The organism is Deltaproteobacteria bacterium (assembly GCA_030690165.1).
In the GTDB taxonomy this organism is placed as follows: Bacteria; Desulfobacterota; GWC2-55-46; order UBA9637; family UBA9637; genus JACRNJ01.
In genome coordinates, this window is the sequence record JAUYHF010000013.1 from 1 (window position 1) to 24929 (window position 24929).

Genomic DNA, 24929 nt, shown 5'->3' on the forward strand with positions numbered 1-24929 from the left:
TATGAGCAAGGCCAAATTTGACAGGACAAAGCCGCACATAAACATAGGGACAATAGGTCATGTAGACCACGGCAAGACCAGCCTAACAGCGGCAATAACAAAAGTATTAAGCACAAGAGGACTGGCAGAATTTCTTGCATACGAAAACATAGACAAAGCCCCTGAAGAAAGAGAAAGGGGATTAACCATAAGCATAAGCCATGTAGAATACCAGACAGACAAAAGACACTACGCCCATATAGACTGTCCTGGCCATGCAGACTATGTAAAAAACATGATAACCGGAGCAGCCCAGATGGACGGGGCAGTCCTTGTTGTATCAGCGGCAGACGGCCCGATGCCACAGACAAGAGAGCACATACTATTAGCAAAACAGGTAGGGGTTCCTGCCATGGTAGTATTCCTCAACAAAACAGACATGGTAGACGACAAAGAACTCATGGAACTTGTGGAATTAGAAGTAAGAGAACTATTAAACAAATACAAATTTCCAGGAGACGAGATACCCATAGTAAAAGGGAGCGCATTAAAGGCCCTTGAATGCGGATGCGGCAAAAAAGAATGCAAAAGCTGCGGCCCGATACTCCAACTTCTTGACACCATAGACACCTACATCAAAGAACCGAAAAGAGACATAGACAAACCGTTCATCATGCCCATAGAAGACGTATTCTCAATATCCGGCAGAGGAACAGTCGTAACCGGCAGAGTAGAAAGAGGAGTAATAAAAGTAGGAGAAGAAATAGAAATAGTAGGCATAAAGCCGACCCAGAAGACAGTAGCAACCGGCATAGAGATGTTCAGAAAACTCCTTGACGAAGGCAGGGCCGGAGACAACGTAGGAGTCCTGCTCCGAGGCACAAAGAAAGAAGAAGTAGAGAGGGGACAGGTATTAGCCAAGCCCGGCACAATAACCCCGCACACAAAATTCAAGGCAGAGATATATGTGCTGACAAAAGAAGAAGGCGGGAGACACACACCATTTTTCAACGGATACAGACCGCAGTTCTACTTCAGGACTACGGATGTAACCGGGGTAGCCACATTGCCGCAGGGAGTAGAGATGGTAATGCCCGGAGACAATACCAACCTTGATGTAGAGCTTATAATGCCCATAGCAATGGACGAGGGTTTAAGATTTGCGATAAGAGAAGGCGGAAGGACAGTTGGCGCAGGGGTGGTAACGAAAATAATTGCATAAATGCAAATTGAAAAATGCAAAGTGCAAATTGTGAAGTGAAAAAACAATTAAAATTTACAATTTAAAATTTGCAATTTTCATTTTACAATGGAGCGAAGCGACATGAAAGACCAGAAGATAAGGATAAGATTAAAGGCATACGACCACAGGCTGTTAGACCACTCTGTCAAAGAGATTGTAGAAACAGCCAGAAGGACCGGCGCAAACATCAGGGGGCCTATACCTTTGCCCACAAAGATAAATAAGTACTGTGTGCTTCGCTCCCCTCATGTGGATAAGAAATCCAGGGAGCAGTTTGAAATAAGGACTCATAATAGACTTATGGATATTCTTGAACCAAATCAGCAAACTGTAGACGCCTTGATGAAACTGGATTTGCCTGCTGGTGTTGATGTGGAAATAAAACTTAATGCATAAGAGGTCTTGATAACAATGTTAAATGGAATGTTAGGGAAAAAAATTGGGATGACGCAGATATTTACCAAGGATGGAGAGGTAATTTCTGTCACAGTGATAAAGACCGGGCCATGTTTTGTGGTTCAGAAGAAGAATAAGACTAAAGACGGCTATAATTCCATTCAGATTGGCTTTCTTGAAAAAAAGAAAGAACGGGTAAATAAGCCGCTTATCGGCCACTTTGCCAAAGCAAAGACTCCATGTTTTTATCATCTGAAAGAATTTAAAGGCGAGACACCAGACAGCTATCAAGCAGGTCAAAAGATAACATGCGAAACAATATTCAAGGCAGGCGAGTTTGTGGATGTATCGGGTGTAACAAAGGGAAGGGGTTTTACGGGTGTTATGAAGCGGTGGAATTTTGCCGGAGGCCCTGGCAGCCATGGTTCAATGTTTAACAGGGCACCTGGTTCAATAGGTTCAAGTTCCGACCCGTCTAGGGTTTATAAAGGCATGAGAATGGCCGGGCATTATGGAAATGAAAGGGTAACTACCCAGAATCTTAAAATTATAGCAGTTAGACCGGAGGATGATATAGTTTTGGTTAAAGGCGGGGTGCCGGGACATGTGAATAGTATTCTTGAGATAAGAAAGGCAAAGAAGAAGGCAACAATTGCAAATGGGAAATTGTAAAATACAAATTTAGGAAAATATTTACAATTTGCAATTTTCAATTTCCAATGGAGCGTTAAAATGCCAACAGTAGATATATTAAATATAGAGAATAAAAAAGTTGGAACCGCTGACTTAAGCGATAGTATTTTTGCCAGCCGTATAAAAGAAGACCTGTTTTATGAAACCGTGAAGATGCAGATGGCAAACAGAAGGTCAGGAACCGCCTCTACCAAGACAAGGGCCAATGTTTCAGGCGGCGGAGCAAAGCCATGGAAGCAGAAGGGGACAGGCAGGGCAAGGGCCGGCTCAAACCGTTCGCCTTTGTGGAGGCACGGAGGGATAGTCTTTGGTCCACATCCAAGAGACTACTCATATAAGGTGCCAAAGAAAGTGAGCAAGGCTGCGCTCATGTCGTGTTTGGCCTTAAAGGTAAAAGATGGAAAGTTGAAGGTTTTGGATAATATCCCGCTCAACGAACCAAAGACAAAAAATATTCTGGAAATTCTGAAAAAGATCCATTCAACCGGAGGGTTGATCGTCATAGATGGGTCTAATCAAAATCTGGAATTGTCTGTCAGAAATTTAAAGGACTTTAAATTATTGAAAGTCAATGGGCTGAATGTATTTGACCTTTTACACTATGATGATTTGATAATCACAAAAACAGCCGTAGAACAACTTGAAAAACAGTTAATGAGTTAGAGAGTTAAGGGGATCAGGAATGAAAAATATATATCAAACATTAAAGACGCCTGTTATTACTGAAAAAAGCACGGTGCAGAGGGCAGAGTCAAACAAGGTGACTTTTTGGGTAGATCTGCAGGCTAACAAAAGCGATGTAAAAGAGGCGATTGAAAAGGTTTTCAATGTGAAGGTGCTTGATGTAAATACTATGAAGGTCCCGGGGAAGGTTAAGAGGACAGGTAAAAATATAAGCAAAAAATCAACCAGAAAAAAGGCGTATATTACATTGAAACAAGGCGACAAGATACCTTTATTTGAGGGAACATGAGCCTTACGGCAATTGCAAAATGAAAAATGCAAATTGCAAAATGCAAAATTAAGGATGTTTTAAGTTTACAATTTAAAATTTACAATCTTCAATCTTCAATTTGCAATGGAGCGGAGCGACAAGATGCCAATTAAAACATATAATCCAACATCACCGGGAATAAGAAAGTTAACTACTTTAACCTTTGAAGAAATTACAAAGGTGAAGCCCGAGAAATCCCTTACTGTGCCTTTAAAAAGAACAGGCGGAAGGAATATGTATGGTAGGGTCACATCCAGGTGGATGGGCGGTGGCCACAAAAAGGCATACAGGATTATAGATTTTAAGAGGGACAAGAGGGGTGTGCCTGCAAGTGTTGCGGCTATAGAATATGATCCCAATCGTTCTAGCAGAATTGCCTTGCTTAATTATGCTGATGGAGAGAAGAGATATATATTGTCCCCGCTTGATTTAAAGGTTGGCAATAGTGTAGTTGCAGGAGAGGGCATTGATATAAAGCCAGGAAATGCTATGCCCATAAAATCAATACCGCTTGGCACATTTATTCATAATATTGAACTCAAGATAGGTGGTGGCGGGCAGATGGCGAGAAGCGCCGGTAGTTTTGCACAACTCATGGCTAAAGAAGGGAATATGGCCCAGATAAAACTTCCTTCCGGCGAGGTCAGATATGTTCTACAGAATTGTTATGCAAGCATAGGACAGCTTGGCAATATAGACCATGAGAATGTGACCATAGGCAAGGCAGGCAGATCAAGATGGCTTGGGATAAATCCTAGGGTGAGAGGCGTTGCTATGAATCCGGTAGACCATCCGCACGGCGGTGGAGAAGGCAAGAGCAAGGGAGGCAATCATCCTCAAAGTCCATGGGGTACCCCGACAAAAGGATTTAAGACAAGAAGACGCAAATATACAGATAAGTATATTGTATCTAGGAGGAAGTAGTGGCCCGTTCTGTTAAAAAAGGCCCATTTGTAGATGGACACCTGCTTAAAAAGATAGCGCAGGCAAATGAGGCAAAGGCAAAAAAGGTTATAAAAACATGGTCAAGACGCTCTACCATTACCCCTGATATGATTGGTCATACCATAGCGGTGCATAATGGTAAAAAATTTATCCCTGTGTTCGTAACCGAAAATATGGTGGGGCATAAGCTTGGCGAATTCGCGCCCACCAGAACATTCAAAGGTCATTCCGGAGATAGAAAGACAAAGGTTACCGGCGCAGAACCAAAGGCATCCGCCTAAGGCGGATAGATATAGTTAAATAGCGGTTAAAGAACTATTTGGTAATAATATAGGAGTATGGAAATGGAAGCTAAGGCAGTTGCAAGATACGTAAGGGTTAGTCCGCAGAAGGCGAGGCTTGTAGTAGACCTTATAAGAGGGAAAAAGGTTAACAATGCTATTGCCACATTAGCCTTTACCAGAAAGGCTGTTTCAAAGATTATTGATAAGGTTTTAAAAAGCGCTGTAGCAAATGCAGAGAACGCAAAAAAGATAGATGTAGATACGCTTTTTGTAAAGAAGGCTTATGTTGACCAGGCTCCTACCATGAAACGGACACATGCCAAGGCCATGGGCAGGGCAAATATTATAAGAAAGAGAAGCAGTCACATTACTATAGTATTAGACGAGATGTAAAAGGAGGTGGGTTTTTGGGTCAGAAGGTTAATCCAATAGGTTTTAGGGTGGGTATCTACAAGGAATGGAACTCCAGGTGGTATGGGGAGAAGGATTATGCCAAATTCCTGCATGAGGATCTGAAGATAAGGAAGTTTATAAAGGAAAAACTTAAACACGCAGGGATTTCAAAGATAGGTATAGAAAGAACGGCAAGCAATACCAGGATTATTATACATACTGCCAAACCTGGTATAGTTATAGGGAAAAGGGGTTCTGAAATAGATATATTAAAAAAAGATGTAGGCAGATTTGCAGGCAAGGATATTGATATTGACATACAGGAGGTTAGAAGGCCTGATACAGATGCGCAGCTTGTGGCTGAGAATGTGGCGCTGCAATTGGAAAGAAGGGTTGCGTTCAGGAGGGCCATGAAAAAGGCTGTGACAACAGCCATGAAACTTGGCGCAAAGGGGATAAAGATAATGTGCGCAGGGAGGCTTGGGGGCGCCGAGATTGCAAGAACAGAGTGGTATAGAGATGGAAGGGTGCCGCTTCATACACTTAGAGCAGATATTGACTATGGTTTTACAGAGGCGATGACAACCTATGGAATAATAGGGGTAAAGGCGTGGATATTTAAAGGAGAAATAATGCCGGAAAGTTCGGCAGTCAGCAGTCAGGGATAAGAGGGAAATGGAGCGGAGCTATTTATGTTAATGCCTAAAAGGACAAAATTTAGAAAACAGCAGCGAGGGAAAAGAAGAGGCAAGGCCACAAGAGGCGCTGAGCTTAACTTTGGCGATTATGGTCTTCAGGCCACAGAATGCGGATGGCTTGCAACCAGGGAGATAGAGGCCGCCCGTATTGCAATGACCCGCTTTATAAAGAGAGGCGGCAAGATATGGATAAGGATCTTCCCTGACAAACCTGTTACTAAAAAGCCTGCTGAAACAAGGATGGGCAGCGGCAAGGGCGCGCCTGAAGACTGGGTTGTTGTTATAAAACCGGGCAGGATTATTTATGAAATGGAAGGGGTTCATTCGGATGTGGCAAGAGAGGCCTTCAGACTGGCGGGCCATAAGCTGTCTATTCCTACCAGAATCATTTACAGGGAGGGAGTTGTATGAAGCCTTCAGAAATAAGAGAGATGACTTTGGATGATATTAAGCTTAAGCTTAAAGATGTGTCAAAGGAGCTTTTCAATATAAGGTTTCAGCATGTAACAGGACGGCTTGATAATCCCATGAATATTCCCCTGTTAAAAAAAGATATAGCGAGAATGGAGACAATTATTAAAGAAAAGGGTTTGGAAAAGAGGGTCTAAAATATGGCAAATAATGCAAAGAGGGGACAAAGAAAGGCAAGGATAGGGACTGTTGTAAGCAATAAGATGAACAAGACCGTTATGGTTTTGGTTGAAAGGCTTGTTAAGCAGCCTCTTTACGGAAAGTATGTAAAAAAGAAGACTAAATATATGGCGCATGATGAAAAGGCCGGGTGCAGAGAGGGTGATAAGGTTAAGATTGTAGAGACGCGGCCGCTATCCAAGCTAAAAAGATGGCGGGTAACTCAAATACTTGTCCCTGCAGGCCTGCCTTCGAATGATTTTATCGGGGGTAGTAAGCAGGGATTGGAGAAGACGTAAATGATCCAGATGAGAAGCATACTTAATGTGGCGGATAATTCGGGCGCAAAAAGGATAGCATGTATAGGTGTTATAGGCGCTTCCAACAAGAGGCATGCCGTAATAGGAGATGTTATTACAGCGTCCGTAAAGATGGCGATACCTAATGCCAAGGTAAAAAAGGGGGATAAGGTAAGGGCTGTTGTTGTCCGTACTGTTAAAGAAACAAAGAGGCCGGATGGTTCGTATATAAGATTTGATGAAAATTCTGCTGTTATTATAAATAAAGACAACGAGCCTGTAGGAACCCGTATCTTTGGTCCTGTAGCAAGGGAGCTCAGGGCAAAGAAATTTATGAAAATTGTATCCCTTGCGCCAGAGGTGCTGTAGAAAATTAAGAATTAAGAATTAAAAATTAAGAATTGTTGGAGCAGGTTACAATGCAAACTATCAAGTATAAAATAAAGAAGAACGACCAGGTTATGATAATAAAGGGAAAAGAAAAGGGAAAGACCGGCAGGGTTATAAAGGTTGACCTTCTTAAAGGGCGCATGTTAATTGAAAAGTTGAATATGGTAAAAAGACATGCGAAGCCGTCTCAAAAGCATAAACAAGGCGGCATTATTGAGAAAGAGGCGCCGTTGGCCGTATCAAATGTAATGCTTATATGCGATAAATGCAAAGGCCCTGTCCGTGTTGGAAGAAAGGTCTTGGATGATGGTAAAAAAGTAAGATACTGTAAAAAGTGCGGGGAGGTTTTGGATAAATAATGGCCAGATTAAAGGATATATACAACAAAAGCATAGTGCCTGATATGATGAAGGAGTTTAAGTATAAAAGTGTTATGCAGGTGCCGCGGCTTGAAAAGATTGTATTGAATGTCGGGCTTGGAGAAGCTACGCAGAATGTAAAGGTTGTTGACCATGCGGTGCAGGATATTACCAGTATAACAGGGCAAAAACCGGTAGTGACTATGGCAAAAAAATCTATAGCCTCGTTCAAACTGAGACAAGGGATGCCAATAGGCTGTATGGTTACCCTTAGGGGCGCTATGATGTATGAGTTTTTAGACAGGTTTGTTAATTTTGCCCTTCCACGGGTTAGAGATTTTAAGGGTGTATCTGACAAGTCTTTTGACGGCAGGGGCAGTTATACCGTTGGGATAAAAGAGCAGATTATTTTTCTTGAGGTAGAATACGATAAGATAGATAAGATAAGGGGCATGAACATAACCTTTGTCACTACTGCCAAAAGTGATGGTGAGGCAAAGGCGCTTTTAAAGAATTTTGGAATGCCGTTTCAGATAAGATAGACTGAGGTTGAGTATTCTTAATCCTTTGTCTTAAAAAGGGGGGCTTGTGGCAAAGAAGTGTTTGCAAGTAAAGGCTGCCAGAAAGAATAAATTTAAGGTCAGGGAATATAACAGATGCCCTTTATGCGGAAGGTCAAGGGCTTACTACAGAAAGTTTAATATGTGCAGGCTGTGCTTGCGCAAACTTGCATCAAAAGGCGAAATACCCGGGCTTATGAAATCAAGCTGGTAATATTAAACTAAAAATTTAGAAATTAAAAATTTAGTAATTGTATTTAAAGGGAGTTTAAAATGGCCATTACAGATACTGTTGCAGATATGTTAACCCGCATAAGAAATGCAAGCCATGCCAGACATAAGGAAGTTGAAATACTTTCATCTATCTTTAATCTGGCTATAGCCAGGATATTGAAGGAAGAGGGTTATGTCAAAGATTACGAACTTATAAAGGATAATAAGCAGGGTATAATTAAGGTACAGCTTAAATACGACCCATCTAAAAAAGAGATTGTATCCGTAATAAAAAGGGTAAGCAAGCCAGGTCTGAGAATATATGTGAAGAAAGATAAGGTTGCAAAGGTGTTGAATGGGCTGGGTATATCAATCCTTTCCACATCTAAGGGAATTATTACTGATAGGAAGGCAAGGGAAATGGGTGTTGGAGGAGAGCTTATCTGTACGGTGTATTAAGAAAGTCACAAGTTTTCTGGTGACTGTATTTTAATATGAGGAGTTTTATATGTCCAGGATTGGTAAGAAATCTATAGCTGTTCCAGCGGAAGTCAAGGTTAGTCTTAATGGTGATATTGTGAAGGTCGAAGGGCCTAATGGCATTCTCACTCAACCACTATACAAAGAACTTAAGACCGAAATTTCTAATGGTGAAATAAGGATAACAAAAAGTGGGGAAGATAAAGAAACTGCAATGCTTCATGGTTTGAGCCGCAGCCTAATAGCAAATATGATTAAAGGGGTTACAGAAGGTTTTCAAAGAAATCTTGAAATTGTTGGGGTTGGTTACAGGGCCGAGGTTCAGGGTAATATATTGAACTTAAGTCTCGGGTATTCACACCCGATTAAATATGCACTGCCAAAAGGTATAACTGTAGCCGTAGACAAACAGACAAGGATTACGTTAAAAGGGGCGGACAAACAGCTTTTAGGCCAAACCGCTGCGGAGATAAGGGCATTCAGGATTCCGGACCCATACAAAGGTAAAGGTATAAAATATGCAGAAGAGGTCATAAAAAGGAAGGCAGGCAAGGCTGGAAAGGCTGCTGGCGGCAAGGCAGCATAAGCCTGGCGGCAATTGCAAAATGGAAAATGAATGGAGTAAATCTACATGGATATAGAAAAGAAGAAAAACAGCCACTTAAAAAGAAAGAAAAGGGTTAGAAAAAAGATTATTGGCACTTCTGAAAGACCGAGGCTTAATGTCTATAGAAGCAATAGGCATATCTATGCCCAGATAATAGAAGATGCTGCCGGCAAAACACTAATAGCAGCTTCAACCTTAAATAAGGAATTTAAAGATAAGCTTGGGGATATTAAAAAGGCAGAGGCGGCTAAAAAGATAGGGGAGTTTATAGCAAAGAAGGCTATTGCTAAGGGGATAGATAATGTAGTCTTTGATAGAGGGGGATTCCTCTATCATGGAAGAGTTAAGGCTGTAGCAGATGGAGCAAGAGAGGCAGGGTTGAAATTCTAATTGCAAATTGTAAAATGCAAATTGCAAAATGTAAAATCAAATCTTTAATTTGCAATCTTCACTCTTCAATTTGCAATTGAGCGAAGCGATAAAGGAGGTTGTTTGGAAAGGATAGATCCAAAAGGTTTAGAACTAAAGGACAAGGTAATCTACCTCAACAGGGTGGCCAAGGTTGTAAAGGGCGGCAAGAGGTTCAGCTTTAACGCAATAGTGGTTGTGGGAGATAACAATGGTCATGTTGGCGTAGGATTGGGAAAATCCAACGAGGTTCCTGAGGCAATAAGAAAGGCAATAGAACAGGCCAAGAAAAACCTGGTAAGCTTTCCCCTTGCAGAACATACCATACCGCATGATATTATTGGTCATTATGGTTCAGGAAGAGTAATATTGAAGCCGGCGTCTCCTGGAACTGGGATTATTGCAGGAGGGGCTGTAAGGCTGGTTTTAGAGGTGTCGGGTATACATGATGTCTTAACCAAATCCCTTGGTTCAACCAATCCTCACAACATGGTAAAGGCCACAATGGATGCCCTTATGAAGCTTAAAAGTCCTGAATCTGTGTCCAAGTCGAGAGGTGTAAAACTGGGGATAGGCAAGGAGGGTTAGGGAATAAAAATGCTAAATAAACTTCATGCCCCTTCTGGGGCAACAAAGAAAAGGAAAAGGGTTGGCAGGGGAGAGGGATCAGGCCATGGAAAGACTGCCGGCAAAGGGAACAAGGGGCAGAAGGCCAGGACGGGCGGCAGCACCAAGCTTGGGTATGAGGGCGGCCAGACTCCGCTTCATAGAAGGCTTCCCAAGAGGGGTTTTACCAACAAGTTTAAGAAGACATATGACATTGTAAACATAGAAAGATTGTCTGTTTTTAATAAGGGGGATGTTGTTGACGCAGAGGCCCTTACTGCCAAAGGCATTGTAAAGAATATAAAAGACGGTATAAAGATATTGGGGGATGGCGAAATAAAGATACCATTGACAGTAAAGGCCGATAAGTTTACTGCTGCTGCCGTAAAAAAGATAGAGGCAGCCGGTGGAAAGGCAGAGGTAGTCTAATTGGCAGGCGGTATCCAAAACATAGGCAATGTCCCGGAGCTTAACCGCCGTATATTATTTACTATCCTTCTCCTGGTTGTATATAGGATCGGCGTATTTATTCCTACGCCAGGGATAGATGCTCAAGCCCTGGCCGGTTTTTTCAGTCAGGCAAAGGGAACGCTTCTGGATTTTGTCGTAATGTTTACAGGCGGGGCGCTGGAGCGATTTTCTGTCTTTGCGCTCGGCATAATGCCGTATATCAGTGCATCCATTATTATACAACTTCTTACAGTTGTTGTGCCGCATCTTGAAAAACTTTCCAAAGAAGGCGAGTCAGGCAGGAAGCAGATAGTTCAGTACACCAGATATGGGACGATAGTCCTGAGCGTAGTACAGGGGCTTGGCATAAGCATAGGTCTTGAAAGTATGAAAGGGCCTGCCGGCGAGATGGTTGTTCATGCGTCGGGCTGGGAATTCAGGATTATGACAGTTATAACATTGACAGCAGGGACAGCCTTTATAATGTGGCTTGGAGAACAGATAACCGAGAGGGGGATAGGCAACGGCATATCTCTTATTATATTTGCAGGTATTGCTGCAAGGTTTCCTACGGCCGTCGGTCATACCTTTAGTCTTGTAAAAACAGGTGAGATGAATTTCCTGTTTATTATTTTATTGGTTGCCATGATGATCGCCGTTATTGCCTTTATCATCTTTGTAGAGTTAGGGCAAAGGAGGATCCCGATACAATATCCAAAGAGGATGGTGGGAAGAAAGATGTATGGTGGACAGAGCACACATATTCCCTTGAAGGTGAACTCAGCCGGGGTTATACCGCCCATATTTGCCTCTTCCTTGATTATTTTTCCGGCTACTGCTATCAATTTTATAAATCTGCCTTGGCTTAAAGGCATTGCAAACAGCCTGAATCCTACCAGCATTTTTTATAATGTCCTTTACGCTGGGTTAATAATATTTTTTACATACTTCTATACTGCAATACAGTTTAATCCAAATGATGTTGCAGATAATTTGAAAAAATACGGCGGATTTGTCCCTGGTATAAGGCCTGGACATAATACAGCAGAGTATATAGACAGGATACTTACAAGGCTGACGCTCTGGGGCGCAATTTATCTGGCTCTTGTATGTGTGCTGCCGTCATTTTTGATAGGTTGGTGGCATGTCCCATTTTATTTCGGAGGAACATCTCTTTTAATAGTTGTGGGTGTTGCGCTGGATACTGCCCAGCAGATAGAATCCCACATGCTGTCCAGGTCATACGAGGGGCTTCTTAAATCAGGCAGGCTTAAGGGGAGGAGAGGGTAGGTGTTAAACCTTATCCTGCTTGGGCCTCCGGGTGCAGGAAAGGGGAGCCAGGCTAAAAGCCTTGCAGCCCGCTATGGTATTCCCCATATATCTACAGGCGACATATTAAGGGCTGCTGTAAGGGATAGGACCGAACTTGGTGTAAAGGCCAAGACATATATGGATAAAGGGGCGCTGGCGCCGGATGACCTTGTAGTGGAGATAGTCGCAGAGAGGGTTAAAATGGATGATTGTAAGGCCGGTTTTATACTTGATGGTTTTCCAAGAAATATTCCGCAGGCTGAGGCTGTTGAAATGATGCTGGGGGCTCTGGGGAAAAAAACAGACAAGGTGATAAATATTCAAGTTTCGCACAGGGAGATTATAAAAAGGCTTAGCGGCAGGTGGGTGTGCAGAAATTGCGGAGAAGGGTATCATATTATTTTTAATCCGCCGATGGAAAATAAAAAATGCGATAAGTGCAAAGGCGAGATATATCAGAGGGATGATGACAAAGAAGATACGATTCTTGCCAGGCTTAAGGTTTATGATGAGCAGACAGCGCCGCTTATAGATTTTTATAAGAAAAAAGGCTCCCTTGTGACAGTAGACGGCATAGGGGGATTTCAAGAGATAACAGAAAAGATAGTGAATGTTGTTAAAGGAAAATGAGATAATAGTTCTCAAATCGCCAGATGAAATAGAAAAAATGAGGAAAAGCAACCTTATAGTTGCTGAAATCCTTGCTGCTGTGAGGGTGGCTGTAAGGCCGGGTGTTACAACCATAGAACTTGAAAGGTTGTGTGAGGAAGAGCTGAAGAAAAGAAAGGTCAGACCGGCCTTTAAAGGATACATGGGGTATCCATATTGTCTGTGCACTTCAGTGAATGAAGAGGTTGTTCATGGAATGCCTTCAAAGAGGGTTTTAAAAGAAGGCGATATCCTGAGTGTGGATGTTGGAATTGAGTGCGGTGGTTATTATGGCGATGCTGCCGTAACAATACCTGTAGGCAGAATATCGGATGAGGCTGATAGATTGGTAAGGGTTGCTGAGGCCTCGCTGAAGCTGGCCATAGAAAAGGTCATGATTGGCAACAGGCTTTTTGATATATCTTATGCTGTTCAGAGCTATGTGGAAGGAAACGGTTTTTCTGTGGTAAGGGCATTCGTAGGGCATGGAATAGGCAGGGACCTGCATGAACCCCCGCAGGTTCCTAATTTTGGAACGCCAGGCAAAGGGGTAAGATTAAAAGCTGGCATGGTTCTTGCGATAGAGCCTATGATAAATGCAGGCGGAAGCGATGTGGTTATTATGGAAGACGGCTGGACTGCTGTTACAAAGGATGGCAGCCTTTCGGCGCATTTTGAACATACAGTAGCGATAACGGAAAAAGGTCCGTATATCTTGAGCAAACTTTAAACTTTAAGGAAGGTATGGTTAAGGAAGAGGCAATACAAGTAGAAGGTACTGTAATTGAAACTCTGCCAAATGCTATGTTCAGGGTAGAGCTTGAAAATAAACACGTGGTGCTGGCGCATGTTTCAGGCAAGATGAGGATGCATTTTATAAAGATACTGCCCGGCGATAAGGTTACTGTAGAGCTTTCACCGTATGACCTGACCAGAGGCAGGATAATATACAGGGTAAAGTGAAAACGGTAGGCAGTAAGCAAAAAAACAGAAAGCCATAGAGGAAGATAAATATGAAGGTAAGAAGTTCTGTTAAAAAGATCTGCGATAAGTGCAAGGTGGTAAAGCGCAAAGGTGTTGTGAGGGTTGTGTGTGATAACCCAAAACATAAGCAGAGGCAGGGATAGCTCATGGTTCATAGCTCATAGTCAGACTATAAGCTAATAAAGGAGGTAAAATTGGCAAGGATAGGCGGTGTAGATTTACCAAAAAATAAAAGGGTAGAGATAGCGCTTACATATCTGTATGGGATAGGCGGGGCAGCCTCAAAAAAGATTCTTGATGAGTCAGGGATAGACCCCAATACGAGGACACAGAATCTTACTGAGGGTCAGATTGCCCATGTAAGAAAGATACTGGATAGAGACTATAAGGTGGAAGGCGACCTCAGAAAAGAGGTTGCCATGAATATAAAGAGGCTTATGGACATTGGTTCATACAGAGGGATTAGGCATAGGAGAAGACTTCCTGTCAGGGGGCAGAGGACCCATACAAATGCAAGGACGCGGAAAGGACCGCGAAAGGCAAGCATCTCGATAAAGAAGGCGGAATAGAGATACGGAGGTCATAATGGCAAAGGTGAAGAAAGAAAAAAGGGTAGCAGCAAAAGGTATTGCAAATATACAGTCCACATTTAACAATACTCTAATTACAATAACGGATAATAACGGTAATGTACTTGCATGGAGCAGCGCCGGAAGCAACGGTTTTAAGGGGTCAAGAAAGGGGACACCCTTTGCGGCCCAGGTTGCGGCAGAGGTTGCTGCAAAAAAGGCTATGGAATATGGGGTTAAAAGCGTTGATGTGTATATAAAAGGGCCGGGGGCAGGCAGAGAGTCGGCGCTCAGATCCATTCAGGCTGCAGGGCTTAATGTAAGTCTTCTTAAGGATGTAACACCAATCCCGCATAATGGGTGCAGGCCGCCGAAAAGAAGAAGGGTTTAATGAAATTTCAAATTTCAAATTTCAAATTTCAAATTTCAAATTTTACCTGTTGGAGGAAACTTTGGGAAGATATATTGAATCTGTATGTAAGCTATGCAGGAGAGAGGGGATGAAACTCTTTTTCAAGGGGGACAGGTGTTATACTGACAAATGTGCCTTTGAGAGGAGGAGTTATGCGCCGGGGCAGCATGGACAAAGGAGGGGAAAGGCCACTGCATATGCCTTGCAGCTTAGAGAAAAACAACGAGTCAAAAGGATGTATGGGCTGATGGAAAGGCAATTCCACGGTTACTTTAAAAAGGCAGAGAGGCTATCCGGCATCACAGGCGAGAACCTCCTCCTTCTTCTGGAGAAAAGGCTTGATAATGTGGTTTATCGCCTTGGATTTGCTGATTCAAGGGGCGATGCCAGGCAGTTGATTATGCACAGACACTTGCGGGTAGATGGTAAAAGTGTAGATATCCCGTCTTATATTATTAAGCCGGGCCAGGTAGTGGAGATTAAGGAGAAAAGCAGAAACAGGGCAAGGGTGAATGAGGCATTAGAGACTGTAGAAAGGCGGGGTGTTCCGCAGTGGCTGGAGCTTGACAAGGCAAGCTACAAAGGGGTTGTTAAAGCGCCTCCGAAGCGGGAAGATATAACTATGCCTATTCAGGAACAATTTATAGTAGAGTTGTATTCCAGATAATTCAACTCAAATGTCAAAACTCAAATGTCAAAACTACAACTCAAAACCTTAAAAACTGTTTTTAGTTTTGAATTTTGAACTTTGAGTTTTGAATTTTTTATTTTAAGGGGGATATATGCAAAAAAATTGGCAGGATCTGATCAAACCTAAAAGATTAGAGGTTGATAGGGATACCTTGACCAACACTTACGGCAAGTTTATAGCCGAGCCTCTGGAGAGGGGATTTGGCATCACTATAGGCAATTCAATTAGAAGGGTGCTGCTTTCTTCATTGCAGGGTGCTGCCGTTGTCTCTGCAAAGTTTACAGGCGCCCTTCATGAGTTTTCCTCTATCCCCGGGGTGAAAGAGGATGTATCGGATATTATATTAAATCTAAAGCAGGTAAGGCTGAGGCTCCATGGTCATGGCCCCAAGACTGTCAGAATAAAGGCAAAAGGCGAGGGGGATGTAAAGGCCGGAGATATAATCTGTGATTCAACAGTTGAGATATTGAATCCGGATCTGTATATTGCTGCGCTTGCAAAGGATGCCAAATTAGAGGCAGAACTGCTTGTTAAGACAGGTAATGGTTATGTTCCTGCTGCAAGAAATAAGGAAGAAAATCAACCTATAGGCGCTATCCCCATTGACGCTATCTTTAGCCCTGTGATACGGGTAAATTACAATGTGAGTTACGCAAGGGTAGGCCAGATGACCGATTATGATAAGCTTACTATGGAGGTTTGGACCACCGGGGCAGTGGGTCCTCAGGACGCAGTCGGTTTTGCAGCGAAAATACTGAAGGACCAAATGAGTGTTTTTGCGCCGTTTGGCGAGGCAGAGGAGGAGATAAAGGAAGAAGAGACAGTGAGGAAATCAGCTTCTTTGAATGAAAATCTTTTCAGACTGGTTGATGAACTGGAGCTTTCCGTGCGTTCAGCCAACTGTCTTAAGAATGCCGATATAAAATACATAGGAGAACTGGTGCAGAAGACAGAAAGTGAAATGTTAAAGACCAAAAATTTTGGAAGAAAATCCTTAAATGAGATAAAAGAGATGATTGTGGGCATGAGGCTTAATTTTGGCATGAAACTGGATAACTTTCCACCCAGGGAAGAATTGGATAAGATGTCGCTGTACAATAAAGAGACGGTATAGGGGTCATTATGAGACATAACAGAGATGAAAAAAGATTTGATAGGCCGGTCGGTCATTTAAGGTGCATGATGGCCAATATGACAAATTCGTTTTTTTTGCACGGGAGAATAAAAACCACACTGGCCAAGGCAAAAGAATTAAGACGCTTTGCCGAAGGTATGATTACGCTCGGCAAAAAAGGCGATATGCCTGCCAGAAGGCGGGCTATGGCCTTTATGAGAGACAAGACTATTGTAACAAGGCTTTTTGACGAAATATCGTCTAAATATAAAGATAGAAACGGCGGTTATACAAGGATACTCCATGCCGATGTAAGGCCTGGCGATTCAAGCCAAATGGCGCTGATAGAGTTGACTCCGGCAGGTGAAGAAAAGCAGGAAAAAAAGGGTAAAACCATGAAGCCTGCGTCACAGAAAAAAGCAGCAGGTTCAGCTAAGCGGGTCGAAAAGGCAGCATAGGAAAATAAATTCGTGCGGGTGTAGCTCAGCGGTAGAGCACGACCTTGCCAAGGTCGGGGTCGCGGGTTCGATCCCCGTCGCCCGCTCCAGAAAAAGAAGCTCATAGCTCATAGCAAAAACTATGAGCCATGAGCTATGAGCAATGGGCTATGAAACTTGCCGACAAAAAAGAACTTCTCCAAAAATATCTGCACGAAAAAGGCCTCAAATCCACAACCCAGAGAGACGCAATCATAGATGTATTTTTTAAGACCAATACCCACATCAATCTGGAAGAGCTTCTTAAGAGGGTCAGGCGTAAGAATCCCAAGGTCGGCTACGCAACGGTCTATAGGACAATGAAGCTTTTGACCGAATGCGGCGTTGCCATTGAAAGGCAGTTTGGCGATGGCCAGACGAGGTATGAACACATACCCGATGATAGCCACCACGACCACTGTATATGTGTTAAGTGCGGCAAGATTATGGAATTTGAAAACCAGAAGATAGAGCACCTGCAAAAGGAGATAGCCGAAAAGATGGATTTCACCGTTGCCAATCATAAGTTGGAGCTCTACGGCTTTTGTTCAAAGTGCAGAGATTAACCCTTCCTTTTTTAATATCGACATTGAAAATGATTTTTACTATCATTTAACCAGTTGTCCCAAATTGTCAAAGATAAAATGCACGAACATAAAAAAACAAAAATTAAGGAAGAGGGTGAAAGACTTATCCTTGTCGGCAATCCCAATGTTGGGAAGAGCGTCATATTCGGCGCGCTGACAGGGAGATATGTCACCGTATCCAATTATCCAGGCACGACTGTTGAGGTAACAAGGGGGAGCGCCTCCATCGGCGGCAGGAAATATATTGTTATAGACACCCCGGGCGTGAACAGCCTTGTGCCCATGTCTGAAGACGAAAGGGTTACAAGGGATATATTGCTAAATGAGAGGACTGATAGTGTAATACAGGTGGCGGATACAAAAAACCTGAGGAGGTCTCTTCTTATATCCCTACAACTTGCTGAAATCGGGATACCGTTCTCTCTTGCGCTTAATATGATAGATGAGGCAAGAAGTAAGGGATGGAATGTTGACACAGATAGATTGTCGGAGACGCTTGGCATTGATGTAATCCCGACAATTGCAACACAGAGGCAGGGGATAGATAATCTGGTTAAGACAGTTTCTTCCCAAAGGCCGTCTCATTTTAAAGCCGTCTATGGCGCGGATATAGAAGAGGCAATTCAGGCTATTGGGGAATTTTTGCCTGAGACTTTTATATCAGGGAGGGCCATTGCCCTTATGCTCCTTTCAGGCGATGAAACCCTTAACAATTGGCTGCATAAAAACGTTTCAGAGGAGGCTGTTAAAAACATAGAGGATATCCGCTATAATATTCAATCCGGATGCGCAGAGCCGCTTGGCTATATGCTGAATATTGAGAGGCTCAAGATGGTTGACAGGATTGTGGCGGATGTTGTGACAATGGAGCCTGCAAGCGGCGGGAGGATCGCCCTCTTTCTGGGAAAATGGTCAATGCACCCTATTGCCGGCGTCCCAATCCTCTTTGCTGTTTTATATTTAATGTATGTGTTTGTAGGACAGTTTGGGGCGGGAACCAGCGTTAATTTTTTAGAAAAGATTGTGTTTGGCGAATATCTCAATCCATGGGCATCACGGGTTGTAAAAACTATAATACCGGTAGAAATTATCCAGGATATTATGGTCGGGCAATACGGCCTTATAACAATGGCCTTCACATATGCAATTGCAATCATACTTCCCATTGTCGGATATTTTTTCATATTCTTTGGCCTGCTTGAAGATTCAGGATATCTTCCAAGGCTTGCGGTCATGGTGGACAAGATTTTTAAAATAATAGGCCTGAACGGCAAGGCAGTGCTTCCGATGGTCCTTGGTCTTGGCTGCGACACAATGGCTACAATGACAACAAGGATATTGGAGACCAAAAAGGAAAGGATAATTGTAACCCTCCTCCTTGCCCTTGGTGTGCCATGCTCTGCGCAGCTTGGTGTAATCCTTGGTATGCTGGCGGGGGTCTCTTTTAAGGCAACTTTATGGTGGGGAGGGGTTGTGGTTTTTACCATGCTTCTGGTGGGTTTTTTTGCGTCAAAGGTTGTTCCCGGCGAGGCGTCGGATTTTTTGCTGGAGATACCGCCTATACGTGTTCCCAAATTTTCCAATATCCTGATAAAGACCCTTGTAAGGGTAGAATGGTATTTAAGAGAGGCGGTGCCGCTTTTTATCCTTGGAACTTTGTTTTTATTTATAATGGATAAAATATCTGTATTAAACATCATGGAAAGGATAGCGTCCCCGGTTGTTGTCGATTTCCTTGATTTGCCTGCAAAGGCTACAGAGGCATTTATCGTAGGTTTTTTAAGAAGGGACTACGGCGCAGCGGGGCTCTTTGCATTGCAGAAAGACGGCATGTTAAACCCTATTCAGGTTGTGACGAGCCTTGTTACAATGACCCTTTTTGTTCCGTGCATAGCAAACTTTTTTATGATAGTAAAGGAAAGGGGGCTTATGACCGCCGTCTGGATGAGTGCATTCATATTTCCATTTGCAGTCCTTGTCGGCGGGGCGTTAAATTTTATTTTGAGGGCGCTGGAGATAAATCTGTAAAAACCTCAAGGCTAAAGCCTTGAGTTACAAGTGTAGCTCAAACCTTTAGGTTTGAAAAAAACAGGAGACCCTATGACAGACCAAAAAACCGTAGAAGAGATTCTGGAATTTATCTGGACACAGAGGGAGGCTGGCAAGGACAGTGTTTCCGAGCTTTTAAAAATAGATGAGGTCAAAGAGGCAAAGGCAGATATGACAGCCTTGCTGGCCTTGCAGGACGACGGCCTGGTTCGCATCAAAGACGACATAATCACGCTTACATCAAAGGGTGAAAAATTAGCAGAGACCACGGTCAGGAGGCATAGGCTTGCGGAGAGGCTTTTAACTGAGGTTTTGGAGATTGAAGAAAATGCCCTGGAAGAGAGCGCGTGCAGTTTTGAACATTCCCTTTCGCCAATTGTTACAGACAGCATCTGCACGCTTTTGGGACATCCCCCCACATGCCCGCACGGCCATCCGATACCAAGGGGAGAGTGCTGCAGGAAGTTCAGGGTGGATGTAAAACCATTGGTTCAGCCTTTAAAAGATATGGAGATAGGCCAGAGCGGAAGGATAGTTTTTATCATTCCTGCTTCCCATTCAAGGCTGGACAGGCTCGGCTCTCTCGGCATTGTCCCCGGCAGCATTATAAGACTGCATCAGAAAAGACCATCCTTTGTCATAGAGATCGGTGAGACCACCCTTGCGATAGATTACGACATTACAAAAGAGATATATGTAAAAAAAGAATCTTAACAGTTCCCTCTTCCCTTGCGGGAGAGGGTCAGGGTGAGGGGTATTTTCGAGACAATATGCTGTTAAAATCCAGGCCGGTCTTTTTTATTGCTATAGCAGCTATACTTTCCTTTGCCGCGTTTCAGAGAAATACTGCATGGATGGGAAGGGCTGCCATATGGCTGGATGCAGCGCAAAAGGCGCCTTTGAAGGCCAGGCCGCATGCAAATGTGGGGCTTTTCTATGACATGGCAGGCGATCTTGACAAGGCCCGGGATGAATATAAAAGGGCCATACAATTAGAACCCGATTATCTTGCCCCTTACGGCCCACTGGCGGTTATCTACGGGAAAAAGGGGGATATTGACATGGCTATTAATATGCTTTTGTGGGCTATAGAGCGGCTGCCCGGGAAAGACCCAAAATTCAATACTGCCCTTGGTGTTGCATATAGAGCCAAAGGTATGTTAAAAGAGGCTGAAATGGAGTTTCAGGAGGCCCTCAGGGTAAACCCGTATTACGACATAGCGCATTATAATCTGGCGCAGATTTATGAACAGATAGGTTTAAAAGACGAGGCATTAAAACATTACAGGAGTTTTCTTGAGACCGCGCCGCCCAACCCCTAATCTGTATCTATTTTACACTGGCGGATGTTTAGGATTTATGTTAGCTTATCTGTAACATTCTTTATAGGCGAGAGAGATGAATAACTGTAAACGCAAACTTTTTTATTCTCTATCCTGTATCCTGTTTTCTGTATGCTGTATCCCTATTCCCTCCTTTGCCTCTGACGAGGCACCAGTCTTGAGATTCGTATTTACCATTGAGAAATTCTCTAAGGACCCTCTTGATACACCCATAGGGCTCTTTGTTGACAAAGAACGTAAGGAGATATATATAGCTGACAGCGGCAGAAACGAGGTTCTCATTTTTGACCTGAAAGGCCATCCGCTTTTCAAGTTTGGAAAGGCGCAGGGGATTTCAAATCCATTTGATATGGTGGTAAAGGATAGCCGCATCTATCTGGTTCAGGAAGGCAAGCCGTATATAGAGATATTTAATTACAGGGGAGAGTCTGTAGATAGGCTTACGCCGCCTGAAGACATGCCTTTTGCCCCGGGAAGGATTGCCATTGATGAAGATAATAATATCTATGTTATCAATAAGAATAAAACCACCTGTCTTATCTTTGATAAAAACGATACATTTATCGGAAGTATCGGCAAAGGGCTTCCATCCCTCACAGGTGTTGCGGTTTCAAAAGACAGGGTTTATCTTATAACGCCTTTTGGGGGCCGCTCAGTCCAGGTATATGATAAGAAAGGAAATTTTATAATGGCATTTGAGGGGATAGAGGGAGAAGGCGGAACCCTCGGGCTTCCTACCAATGCGATGATAGACAGGGGCGGACTGTTGTGGCTGGTGGATTCGCTAAGGGGAATATCCGTGTATAAAGAGGACGGCATAAAACTTTTCCAGCTTGGCGAATACGGCGCTGAAAAATGGCAGCTATTTTTTCCTATGGATATTGACTTTGATAAAGGGAATATGGTATATATAACTAACAAAGGGTCTAAAAGTATAGGTGTGTTTGCAATAGAGAATCAAGAGCGGCTTTATGGCAAGTAAGGGAGTGTGAAATGAGGCGCCTCTATAGAGGTTTAATTATTTGTTTAATCGGCAGCGCAATAAGTTCTACCCTTGCCTACGCAGGCGAATATCATAATCCCAGAGAGAGAACCTCCGCTCAAACTGAAGATACCCTTGCCTGCGCCCAGTGCCATGCAATGCACGGGAGTCAGGGCGCAGGGGCGACAGCTGGATCTTTGACATATAACACATCATTACCCGGGATTTATCCAAAACTCCTCAGAGCGGCAACCGTCCTTGAGCTTTGCCTTTTTTGTCACGGCGATGTTAGTCCTGGGGTTGTTGCCTCGGGTAATAGAACCCCGCCGCAGATTTTGAATAATCAAATAGCAGCAACATATATACCATCTGCCGGTGATTTTGCTGACGGAGGTTATGTAAACCAAGCCAATAGGCACAGTATAGGTTTGACAGATTTCGCGGTGTCCGGGCCGCCCGGCAACAACAATGCCGCAGGGTGGAATAATGGGACTACTAATAGTGTGGTTGGCAAGTTTGGTAACGCCATTGTTTGTATTTATTGTCATGACCAGCATGGCAATAGGAATTACAGAAATTTTAGGTATGACCCTGGGAACCCGGTCAATGATAATCCGACCACTGGCGTTCAAGTGAGTTACAGGATGGATGCGACAGGAAACTGCTCTGACGGGGTTGCGGCCCCCTGCGATGTGGATAACTCAACTGCCGACTTCGCTCTTTATGGCAATCGCGCGAAATATCAAAGAAAGAGTGTTGTATTCAATATGACTACAGGTAGGGATCATAACCGTGTCTCAGAGTGGTGCGGGAAATGTCATACCAAATTTTTTGATATAAGTAATAGTCCCACCAATGACACCACTGGTCCTTATCTGGGTGGCACTGCAGGCGCTGGTGTGGGGAGTGGTGATACCAATGTAAACACTCCATGGAAAAGGCACCCTGTGGGAGATGTTAATTTAGGCCAGGGGGTTACAAACATGCATGTAGATTTCAACGCCTCTTCTTATTCTTCTTATATTAATAAAGATAAAGTGCGCGTTGTTGCGGATACCATCACTAATCCAACTAGTATCGCTGCTAATGATGCCCAGCCCTTCTGTCTTTCCTGCCATTATTCCCATGGCGGGGGAAATCCGAACAGGAACGGAACCACCACCCTTGACCATAGCAATCTTGTGATGCTTGGGGATGGCGGCGAATTAAATCTGAAAGGCCCTACTACTGGTGTTACCTATCGAATGCGTAATACATGCCTGCAGTGCCATAATCAGTAGGAAGAAAAACAGTACAGGTAAAAGAGAGGCAACATAATGAGACCGAAAATATTATCAATCTTTCTAATAGTCTCCTTGCTTTTAGCTTGCAAGGCATGGTCTAAAGATGTCCCTTATGTCAGCCTATTCTTATAGAAGAGAAATTTTTCGCAAAGTCTTCTGACATCGGTCTTTATTGAAGCGAGTTTTGGCTCGTCTTTTCTATTTTTTACGGCATCATCCATAAGATTGGCAATAACCCTCATCTCGGCCTCTTTCATGCCTCTGGTAGTTACAACAGCCGTTCCGACCCTTATACCGCTGGTTACAAACGGGCTTCTAATTTCAAATGGGATTGTGTTTTTATTTACTGTAATGCCCGCTTTTACAAGGGCATCTTCCGCCTCTTTTCCTGTAATATCCTTTTTAGTCAAATCAACAAGCATAAGATGATTGTCTGTCCCGCCTGAAACAAGGTCATAGCCTTTATTTATAAGTTCACTGGCAAGTGTTTTTGCGTTGGCTACAATCTGTTTCTGATATTCTTTAAATGAAGGCAGAAGCGCCTCTTTGAATGCAACCGCTTTTGCGGCAATTACATTCATAAGAGGCCCGCCCTGAATGCCGGGGAATATCTGTTTATCCACAGCCTTTGCGTAGTCGGCCCTGCACATGATCATGCCAGCCCTTGGACCACGGAGCGTCTTGTGCGTTGTAGTTGTGACAAACTCTGCATAAGGCACCGGGCTTGGATGTAATCCTGCAACAACAAGGCCTGCAATATGGGCAATGTCCGCCATCACTACAGCGCCTACCTCATCTGCAATCTCCCTGAATGCCTTAAAATCTATGATCCTCGGATAGGCGCTTGCGCCTACAACGATCATCTTTGGACGGCGCTGTTTTACCAAATCCCTTACCTCGTCATAGTCAATCCTGTGATTATCTTTTCTAACCCCGTAAAAGACGATATTGTAGAGCTGTCCTGAAAAGTTTACAGGGCTTCCATGGGTGAGGTGTCCGCCGTGGGAAAGATTCATTCCGAGAACAGTATCCCCAGGCTTTAAAACCGACATATAGACAGCCATATTGGCCTGCGAGCCTGAATGGGGCTGGACATTAACATGGTCGCAGTTAAAGAGTTTTTTGGCCCTTTCTATAGCAAGGGTCTCAGCAATATCAACAAACTCGCATCCGCCGTAATATCTCTTGCCGGGATACCCCTCGGCATATTTATTTGTCATGACACTGCCAAGGGCCTCAAGCACAGCCTCGCTTACAATATTTTCAGAGGCAATAAGCTCAAGCTTATACTCCTGTCTCTCTGTTTCAAGCCTTATGGCTTCAAAAATTTCTGGATCGAATTTTTTTAAAATAGACATCCTTGTTCCTTACTTTTGACTTTGGACTTTTATCTTTTCATCCCCTTTTCAATCTCTCTTATCTTATCAAGCCTTCTCTGGTGTCTGCCGCCTTCAAATTTTGCCCCCAGCCATGTCTTTACCATCTCCCTTGCAAGCCCTTTGCCGGCAATCCTTCCGCCGATTACAAGTATATTGGCATTATTATGCTCCTTTGCCATCCTTGCGGAATATACATCGTTTACGAGCGCCGCCCTCACATTGGGGAATTTATTCGCAACTATTGACATGCCGATGCCTGTGCCGCAGATGAGTATCCCCTTTTCAAGTTCTCCTCTGGAAACCTTTTCTGCAACAGGGATGCCATAGTCAGGATAATCAACAGACTCATTGCCGTTACTCCCCATATCCACTGAATTACCTATCCCTAATTCCTTCAGGAATACCTTTATGTCTTCTTTTAATTCTCTTCCTGTATGGTCGCTGGCAATAGCGATTTTTTCCACCCAAAATCTC

The 24929-nt window shown here is 43.5% G+C and carries 39 protein-coding genes and 1 tRNA gene; 38 read left to right on the top strand and 2 right to left on the bottom strand.

Annotation, left to right across the window (positions count from 1 at the left end):
• The first annotated feature begins 1 nt into the window (after position 1).
• The 38 genes from tuf (at position 2) to Q8P28_03465 (ending at position 23073) form a co-directional block, all read left to right on the top strand.
• Positions 2-1201 carry an elongation factor Tu gene (gene tuf / locus Q8P28_03280; protein ID MDP2681818.1) on the top strand — a complete coding sequence of 400 codons (1200 nt, stop codon included), beginning with the start codon at positions 2-4 and terminating at the stop codon, positions 1199-1201.
• Positions 1202-1303: 102 nt separating this feature from the next.
• Positions 1304-1618, top strand: a complete 315-nt coding sequence (rpsJ, locus tag Q8P28_03285; protein ID MDP2681819.1) for a 30S ribosomal protein S10 — start codon at positions 1304-1306, stop codon at positions 1616-1618.
• Positions 1619-1633: 15 nt separating this feature from the next.
• Entirely contained in the window at positions 1634-2290 is a 657-nt protein-coding gene (gene rplC / locus Q8P28_03290) for a 50S ribosomal protein L3 (protein ID MDP2681820.1), read from the top strand.
• Between the two features lie 60 nt (positions 2291-2350).
• A complete protein-coding gene (gene rplD, locus Q8P28_03295) occupies positions 2351-2974 on the top strand; it encodes a 50S ribosomal protein L4 (protein ID MDP2681821.1) in 624 nt (207 codons plus the stop codon).
• A 19-nt stretch (positions 2975-2993) separates the two neighbouring features.
• On the top strand, positions 2994-3284 hold the full coding sequence (gene rplW, locus Q8P28_03300) for a 50S ribosomal protein L23 (protein MDP2681822.1): 291 nt from the start codon (positions 2994-2996) through the stop codon (positions 3282-3284).
• Between the two features lie 123 nt (positions 3285-3407).
• Complete coding sequence (gene rplB, locus Q8P28_03305) at positions 3408-4229, top strand: 50S ribosomal protein L2 (GenBank protein MDP2681823.1); 822 nt, start codon at positions 3408-3410, stop codon at positions 4227-4229.
• Positions 4229-4531 (top strand): 30S ribosomal protein S19, encoded by a 303-nt coding sequence (rpsS, locus tag Q8P28_03310; protein ID MDP2681824.1) that lies wholly within the window; start codon positions 4229-4231, stop codon positions 4529-4531. Before rplB ends, rpsS begins: the two co-directional genes overlap by 1 nt.
• Positions 4532-4594: 63 nt before the next feature.
• Positions 4595-4927, top strand: coding sequence for a 50S ribosomal protein L22 (rplV, locus tag Q8P28_03315; GenBank protein MDP2681825.1), 333 nt, complete (start codon positions 4595-4597; stop codon positions 4925-4927).
• Between the two features lie 14 nt (positions 4928-4941).
• On the top strand, positions 4942-5595 hold the full coding sequence (gene rpsC, locus Q8P28_03320) for a 30S ribosomal protein S3 (protein ID MDP2681826.1): 654 nt from the start codon (positions 4942-4944) through the stop codon (positions 5593-5595).
• A gap of 24 nt (positions 5596-5619) precedes the next feature.
• Complete coding sequence (gene rplP, locus Q8P28_03325; GenBank protein ID MDP2681827.1) at positions 5620-6036, top strand: 50S ribosomal protein L16; 417 nt, start codon at positions 5620-5622, stop codon at positions 6034-6036.
• On the top strand, positions 6033-6233 hold the full coding sequence (rpmC, locus tag Q8P28_03330; GenBank protein MDP2681828.1) for a 50S ribosomal protein L29: 201 nt from the start codon (positions 6033-6035) through the stop codon (positions 6231-6233). The genes rplP and rpmC overlap by 4 nt, the downstream gene beginning before the upstream one ends.
• 3 nt (positions 6234-6236) lie before the next feature.
• The gene (gene rpsQ, locus Q8P28_03335; GenBank protein MDP2681829.1) at positions 6237-6554 is read left to right on the top strand and encodes a 30S ribosomal protein S17; all 318 of its coding nucleotides are present in this window, start codon (positions 6237-6239) and stop codon (positions 6552-6554) included.
• Positions 6555-6923: a 50S ribosomal protein L14 gene (gene rplN, locus Q8P28_03340; protein MDP2681830.1), complete on the top strand. Its 369-nt coding sequence runs from the start codon at positions 6555-6557 to the stop codon at positions 6921-6923.
• A 50-nt stretch (positions 6924-6973) separates the two neighbouring features.
• Positions 6974-7303, top strand: a complete 330-nt coding sequence (gene rplX, locus Q8P28_03345; GenBank protein MDP2681831.1) for a 50S ribosomal protein L24 — start codon at positions 6974-6976, stop codon at positions 7301-7303.
• Positions 7303-7845, top strand: a complete 543-nt coding sequence (gene rplE, locus Q8P28_03350) for a 50S ribosomal protein L5 (GenBank protein MDP2681832.1) — start codon at positions 7303-7305, stop codon at positions 7843-7845. Before rplX ends, rplE begins: the two co-directional genes overlap by 1 nt.
• Positions 7846-7891: 46 nt before the next feature.
• Complete coding sequence (locus Q8P28_03355) at positions 7892-8077, top strand: type Z 30S ribosomal protein S14 (protein MDP2681833.1); 186 nt, start codon at positions 7892-7894, stop codon at positions 8075-8077.
• A 59-nt stretch (positions 8078-8136) separates the two neighbouring features.
• Positions 8137-8535 carry a 30S ribosomal protein S8 gene (rpsH, locus tag Q8P28_03360; protein ID MDP2681834.1) on the top strand — a complete coding sequence of 133 codons (399 nt, stop codon included), beginning with the start codon at positions 8137-8139 and terminating at the stop codon, positions 8533-8535.
• 49 nt (positions 8536-8584) lie between these two features.
• On the top strand, positions 8585-9142 hold the full coding sequence (rplF, locus tag Q8P28_03365) for a 50S ribosomal protein L6 (GenBank protein MDP2681835.1): 558 nt from the start codon (positions 8585-8587) through the stop codon (positions 9140-9142).
• A 45-nt stretch (positions 9143-9187) separates the two neighbouring features.
• The gene (rplR, locus tag Q8P28_03370; GenBank protein MDP2681836.1) at positions 9188-9553 is read left to right on the top strand and encodes a 50S ribosomal protein L18; all 366 of its coding nucleotides are present in this window, start codon (positions 9188-9190) and stop codon (positions 9551-9553) included.
• Between the two features lie 102 nt (positions 9554-9655).
• Entirely contained in the window at positions 9656-10159 is a 504-nt protein-coding gene (gene rpsE / locus Q8P28_03375) for a 30S ribosomal protein S5 (GenBank protein MDP2681837.1), read from the top strand.
• Between the two features lie 9 nt (positions 10160-10168).
• Positions 10169-10606, top strand: coding sequence for a 50S ribosomal protein L15 (gene rplO / locus Q8P28_03380; GenBank protein MDP2681838.1), 438 nt, complete (start codon positions 10169-10171; stop codon positions 10604-10606).
• A complete protein-coding gene (secY, locus tag Q8P28_03385) occupies positions 10607-11917 on the top strand; it encodes a preprotein translocase subunit SecY (GenBank protein ID MDP2681839.1) in 1311 nt (436 codons plus the stop codon).
• Positions 11918-12568 carry an adenylate kinase gene (locus tag Q8P28_03390; GenBank protein ID MDP2681840.1) on the top strand — a complete coding sequence of 217 codons (651 nt, stop codon included), beginning with the start codon at positions 11918-11920 and terminating at the stop codon, positions 12566-12568.
• Complete coding sequence (gene map, locus Q8P28_03395; protein ID MDP2681841.1) at positions 12549-13316, top strand: type I methionyl aminopeptidase; 768 nt, start codon at positions 12549-12551, stop codon at positions 13314-13316. Before Q8P28_03390 ends, map begins: the two co-directional genes overlap by 20 nt.
• A 14-nt stretch (positions 13317-13330) precedes the next feature.
• A complete protein-coding gene (infA, locus tag Q8P28_03400) occupies positions 13331-13549 on the top strand; it encodes a translation initiation factor IF-1 (GenBank protein ID MDP2681842.1) in 219 nt (72 codons plus the stop codon).
• Positions 13550-13599: 50 nt separating this feature from the next.
• The gene (rpmJ, locus tag Q8P28_03405) at positions 13600-13713 is read left to right on the top strand and encodes a 50S ribosomal protein L36 (protein MDP2681843.1); all 114 of its coding nucleotides are present in this window, start codon (positions 13600-13602) and stop codon (positions 13711-13713) included.
• Positions 13714-13764: 51 nt separating this feature from the next.
• The gene (gene rpsM / locus Q8P28_03410) at positions 13765-14139 is read left to right on the top strand and encodes a 30S ribosomal protein S13 (protein ID MDP2681844.1); all 375 of its coding nucleotides are present in this window, start codon (positions 13765-13767) and stop codon (positions 14137-14139) included.
• Positions 14140-14155: 16 nt separating this feature from the next.
• A complete protein-coding gene (gene rpsK, locus Q8P28_03415; protein MDP2681845.1) occupies positions 14156-14530 on the top strand; it encodes a 30S ribosomal protein S11 in 375 nt (124 codons plus the stop codon).
• Positions 14531-14591: 61 nt separating this feature from the next.
• A complete protein-coding gene (gene rpsD, locus Q8P28_03420; GenBank protein ID MDP2681846.1) occupies positions 14592-15218 on the top strand; it encodes a 30S ribosomal protein S4 in 627 nt (208 codons plus the stop codon).
• Positions 15219-15333: 115 nt separating this feature from the next.
• The gene (locus tag Q8P28_03425; GenBank protein ID MDP2681847.1) at positions 15334-16356 is read left to right on the top strand and encodes a DNA-directed RNA polymerase subunit alpha; all 1023 of its coding nucleotides are present in this window, start codon (positions 15334-15336) and stop codon (positions 16354-16356) included.
• Positions 16357-16364: 8 nt separating this feature from the next.
• Complete coding sequence (gene rplQ / locus Q8P28_03430) at positions 16365-16814, top strand: 50S ribosomal protein L17 (GenBank protein ID MDP2681848.1); 450 nt, start codon at positions 16365-16367, stop codon at positions 16812-16814.
• A 14-nt stretch (positions 16815-16828) separates the two neighbouring features.
• A tRNA-Gly gene (locus Q8P28_03435) sits at positions 16829-16903 on the top strand.
• A 60-nt stretch (positions 16904-16963) separates the two neighbouring features.
• Positions 16964-17398 carry a transcriptional repressor gene (locus Q8P28_03440; GenBank protein ID MDP2681849.1) on the top strand — a complete coding sequence of 145 codons (435 nt, stop codon included), beginning with the start codon at positions 16964-16966 and terminating at the stop codon, positions 17396-17398.
• A gap of 78 nt (positions 17399-17476) precedes the next feature.
• Positions 17477-19447, top strand: a complete 1971-nt coding sequence (feoB, locus tag Q8P28_03445; protein ID MDP2681850.1) for a ferrous iron transport protein B — start codon at positions 17477-17479, stop codon at positions 19445-19447.
• A gap of 72 nt (positions 19448-19519) precedes the next feature.
• Positions 19520-20182: a metal-dependent transcriptional regulator gene (locus tag Q8P28_03450; GenBank protein ID MDP2681851.1), complete on the top strand. Its 663-nt coding sequence runs from the start codon at positions 19520-19522 to the stop codon at positions 20180-20182.
• A 56-nt stretch (positions 20183-20238) separates the two neighbouring features.
• On the top strand, positions 20239-20790 hold the full coding sequence (locus Q8P28_03455) for a tetratricopeptide repeat protein (GenBank protein ID MDP2681852.1): 552 nt from the start codon (positions 20239-20241) through the stop codon (positions 20788-20790).
• Positions 20791-20968: 178 nt separating this feature from the next.
• A complete protein-coding gene (locus Q8P28_03460; GenBank protein ID MDP2681853.1) occupies positions 20969-21793 on the top strand; it encodes a hypothetical protein in 825 nt (274 codons plus the stop codon).
• A gap of 11 nt (positions 21794-21804) precedes the next feature.
• The gene (locus Q8P28_03465; protein MDP2681854.1) at positions 21805-23073 is read left to right on the top strand and encodes a hypothetical protein; all 1269 of its coding nucleotides are present in this window, start codon (positions 21805-21807) and stop codon (positions 23071-23073) included.
• 113 nt (positions 23074-23186) lie between these two features.
• On the opposite strand, the gene glyA is transcribed toward Q8P28_03465, so the two are convergent.
• Together glyA and rpiB are read right to left on the bottom strand one after the other, a co-directional pair.
• The gene (gene glyA, locus Q8P28_03470; GenBank protein MDP2681855.1) at positions 23187-24434 is read right to left on the bottom strand and encodes a serine hydroxymethyltransferase; all 1248 of its coding nucleotides are present in this window, start codon (positions 24432-24434) and stop codon (positions 23187-23189) included.
• Positions 24435-24463: 29 nt separating this feature from the next.
• Positions 24464-24919 (bottom strand): ribose 5-phosphate isomerase B, encoded by a 456-nt coding sequence (gene rpiB / locus Q8P28_03475; protein MDP2681856.1) that lies wholly within the window; start codon positions 24917-24919, stop codon positions 24464-24466.
• Positions 24920-24929: the final 10 nt, after the last annotated feature.

Excerpts from the sequence above, each read along its gene's own strand:
- tuf (MDP2681818.1), top strand. The coding sequence starts at position 2 with ATGAGCAAGGCCAAATTTGACAGGACAAAGCCGCACATAAACATAGGG.
- rpsJ (MDP2681819.1), top strand. The coding sequence starts at position 1,304 with ATGAAAGACCAGAAGATAAGGATAAGATTAAAGGCATACGACCACAGG.
- rplC (MDP2681820.1), top strand. The coding sequence starts at position 1,634 with ATGTTAAATGGAATGTTAGGGAAAAAAATTGGGATGACGCAGATATTT.
- rplD (MDP2681821.1), top strand. The coding sequence starts at position 2,351 with ATGCCAACAGTAGATATATTAAATATAGAGAATAAAAAAGTTGGAACC.
- rplW (MDP2681822.1), top strand. The coding sequence starts at position 2,994 with ATGAAAAATATATATCAAACATTAAAGACGCCTGTTATTACTGAAAAA.
- rplB (MDP2681823.1), top strand. The coding sequence starts at position 3,408 with ATGCCAATTAAAACATATAATCCAACATCACCGGGAATAAGAAAGTTA.
- rplV (MDP2681825.1), top strand. The coding sequence starts at position 4,595 with ATGGAAGCTAAGGCAGTTGCAAGATACGTAAGGGTTAGTCCGCAGAAG.
- rplP (MDP2681827.1), top strand. The coding sequence starts at position 5,620 with ATGTTAATGCCTAAAAGGACAAAATTTAGAAAACAGCAGCGAGGGAAA.
- rpmC (MDP2681828.1), top strand. The coding sequence starts at position 6,033 with ATGAAGCCTTCAGAAATAAGAGAGATGACTTTGGATGATATTAAGCTT.
- rpsQ (MDP2681829.1), top strand. The coding sequence starts at position 6,237 with ATGGCAAATAATGCAAAGAGGGGACAAAGAAAGGCAAGGATAGGGACT.
- rplN (MDP2681830.1), top strand. The coding sequence starts at position 6,555 with ATGATCCAGATGAGAAGCATACTTAATGTGGCGGATAATTCGGGCGCA.
- rplX (MDP2681831.1), top strand. The coding sequence starts at position 6,974 with ATGCAAACTATCAAGTATAAAATAAAGAAGAACGACCAGGTTATGATA.
- rplE (MDP2681832.1), top strand. The coding sequence starts at position 7,303 with ATGGCCAGATTAAAGGATATATACAACAAAAGCATAGTGCCTGATATG.
- rpsH (MDP2681834.1), top strand. The coding sequence starts at position 8,137 with ATGGCCATTACAGATACTGTTGCAGATATGTTAACCCGCATAAGAAAT.
- rplF (MDP2681835.1), top strand. The coding sequence starts at position 8,585 with ATGTCCAGGATTGGTAAGAAATCTATAGCTGTTCCAGCGGAAGTCAAG.
- rplR (MDP2681836.1), top strand. The coding sequence starts at position 9,188 with ATGGATATAGAAAAGAAGAAAAACAGCCACTTAAAAAGAAAGAAAAGG.
- rplO (MDP2681838.1), top strand. The coding sequence starts at position 10,169 with ATGCTAAATAAACTTCATGCCCCTTCTGGGGCAACAAAGAAAAGGAAA.
- map (MDP2681841.1), top strand. The coding sequence starts at position 12,549 with ATGTTGTTAAAGGAAAATGAGATAATAGTTCTCAAATCGCCAGATGAA.
- infA (MDP2681842.1), top strand. The coding sequence starts at position 13,331 with ATGGTTAAGGAAGAGGCAATACAAGTAGAAGGTACTGTAATTGAAACT.
- rpmJ (MDP2681843.1), top strand. The coding sequence starts at position 13,600 with ATGAAGGTAAGAAGTTCTGTTAAAAAGATCTGCGATAAGTGCAAGGTG.
- rpsK (MDP2681845.1), top strand. The coding sequence starts at position 14,156 with ATGGCAAAGGTGAAGAAAGAAAAAAGGGTAGCAGCAAAAGGTATTGCA.
- Q8P28_03425 (MDP2681847.1), top strand. The coding sequence starts at position 15,334 with ATGCAAAAAAATTGGCAGGATCTGATCAAACCTAAAAGATTAGAGGTT.
- rplQ (MDP2681848.1), top strand. The coding sequence starts at position 16,365 with ATGAGACATAACAGAGATGAAAAAAGATTTGATAGGCCGGTCGGTCAT.
- Q8P28_03440 (MDP2681849.1), top strand. The coding sequence starts at position 16,964 with ATGAAACTTGCCGACAAAAAAGAACTTCTCCAAAAATATCTGCACGAA.
- feoB (MDP2681850.1), top strand. The coding sequence starts at position 17,477 with ATGCACGAACATAAAAAAACAAAAATTAAGGAAGAGGGTGAAAGACTT.
- Q8P28_03450 (MDP2681851.1), top strand. The coding sequence starts at position 19,520 with ATGACAGACCAAAAAACCGTAGAAGAGATTCTGGAATTTATCTGGACA.
- Q8P28_03455 (MDP2681852.1), top strand. The coding sequence starts at position 20,239 with ATGCTGTTAAAATCCAGGCCGGTCTTTTTTATTGCTATAGCAGCTATA.
- Q8P28_03465 (MDP2681854.1), top strand. The coding sequence starts at position 21,805 with ATGAGGCGCCTCTATAGAGGTTTAATTATTTGTTTAATCGGCAGCGCA.
- glyA (MDP2681855.1), bottom strand. The coding sequence starts at position 24,434 with ATGTCTATTTTAAAAAAATTCGATCCAGAAATTTTTGAAGCCATAAGG.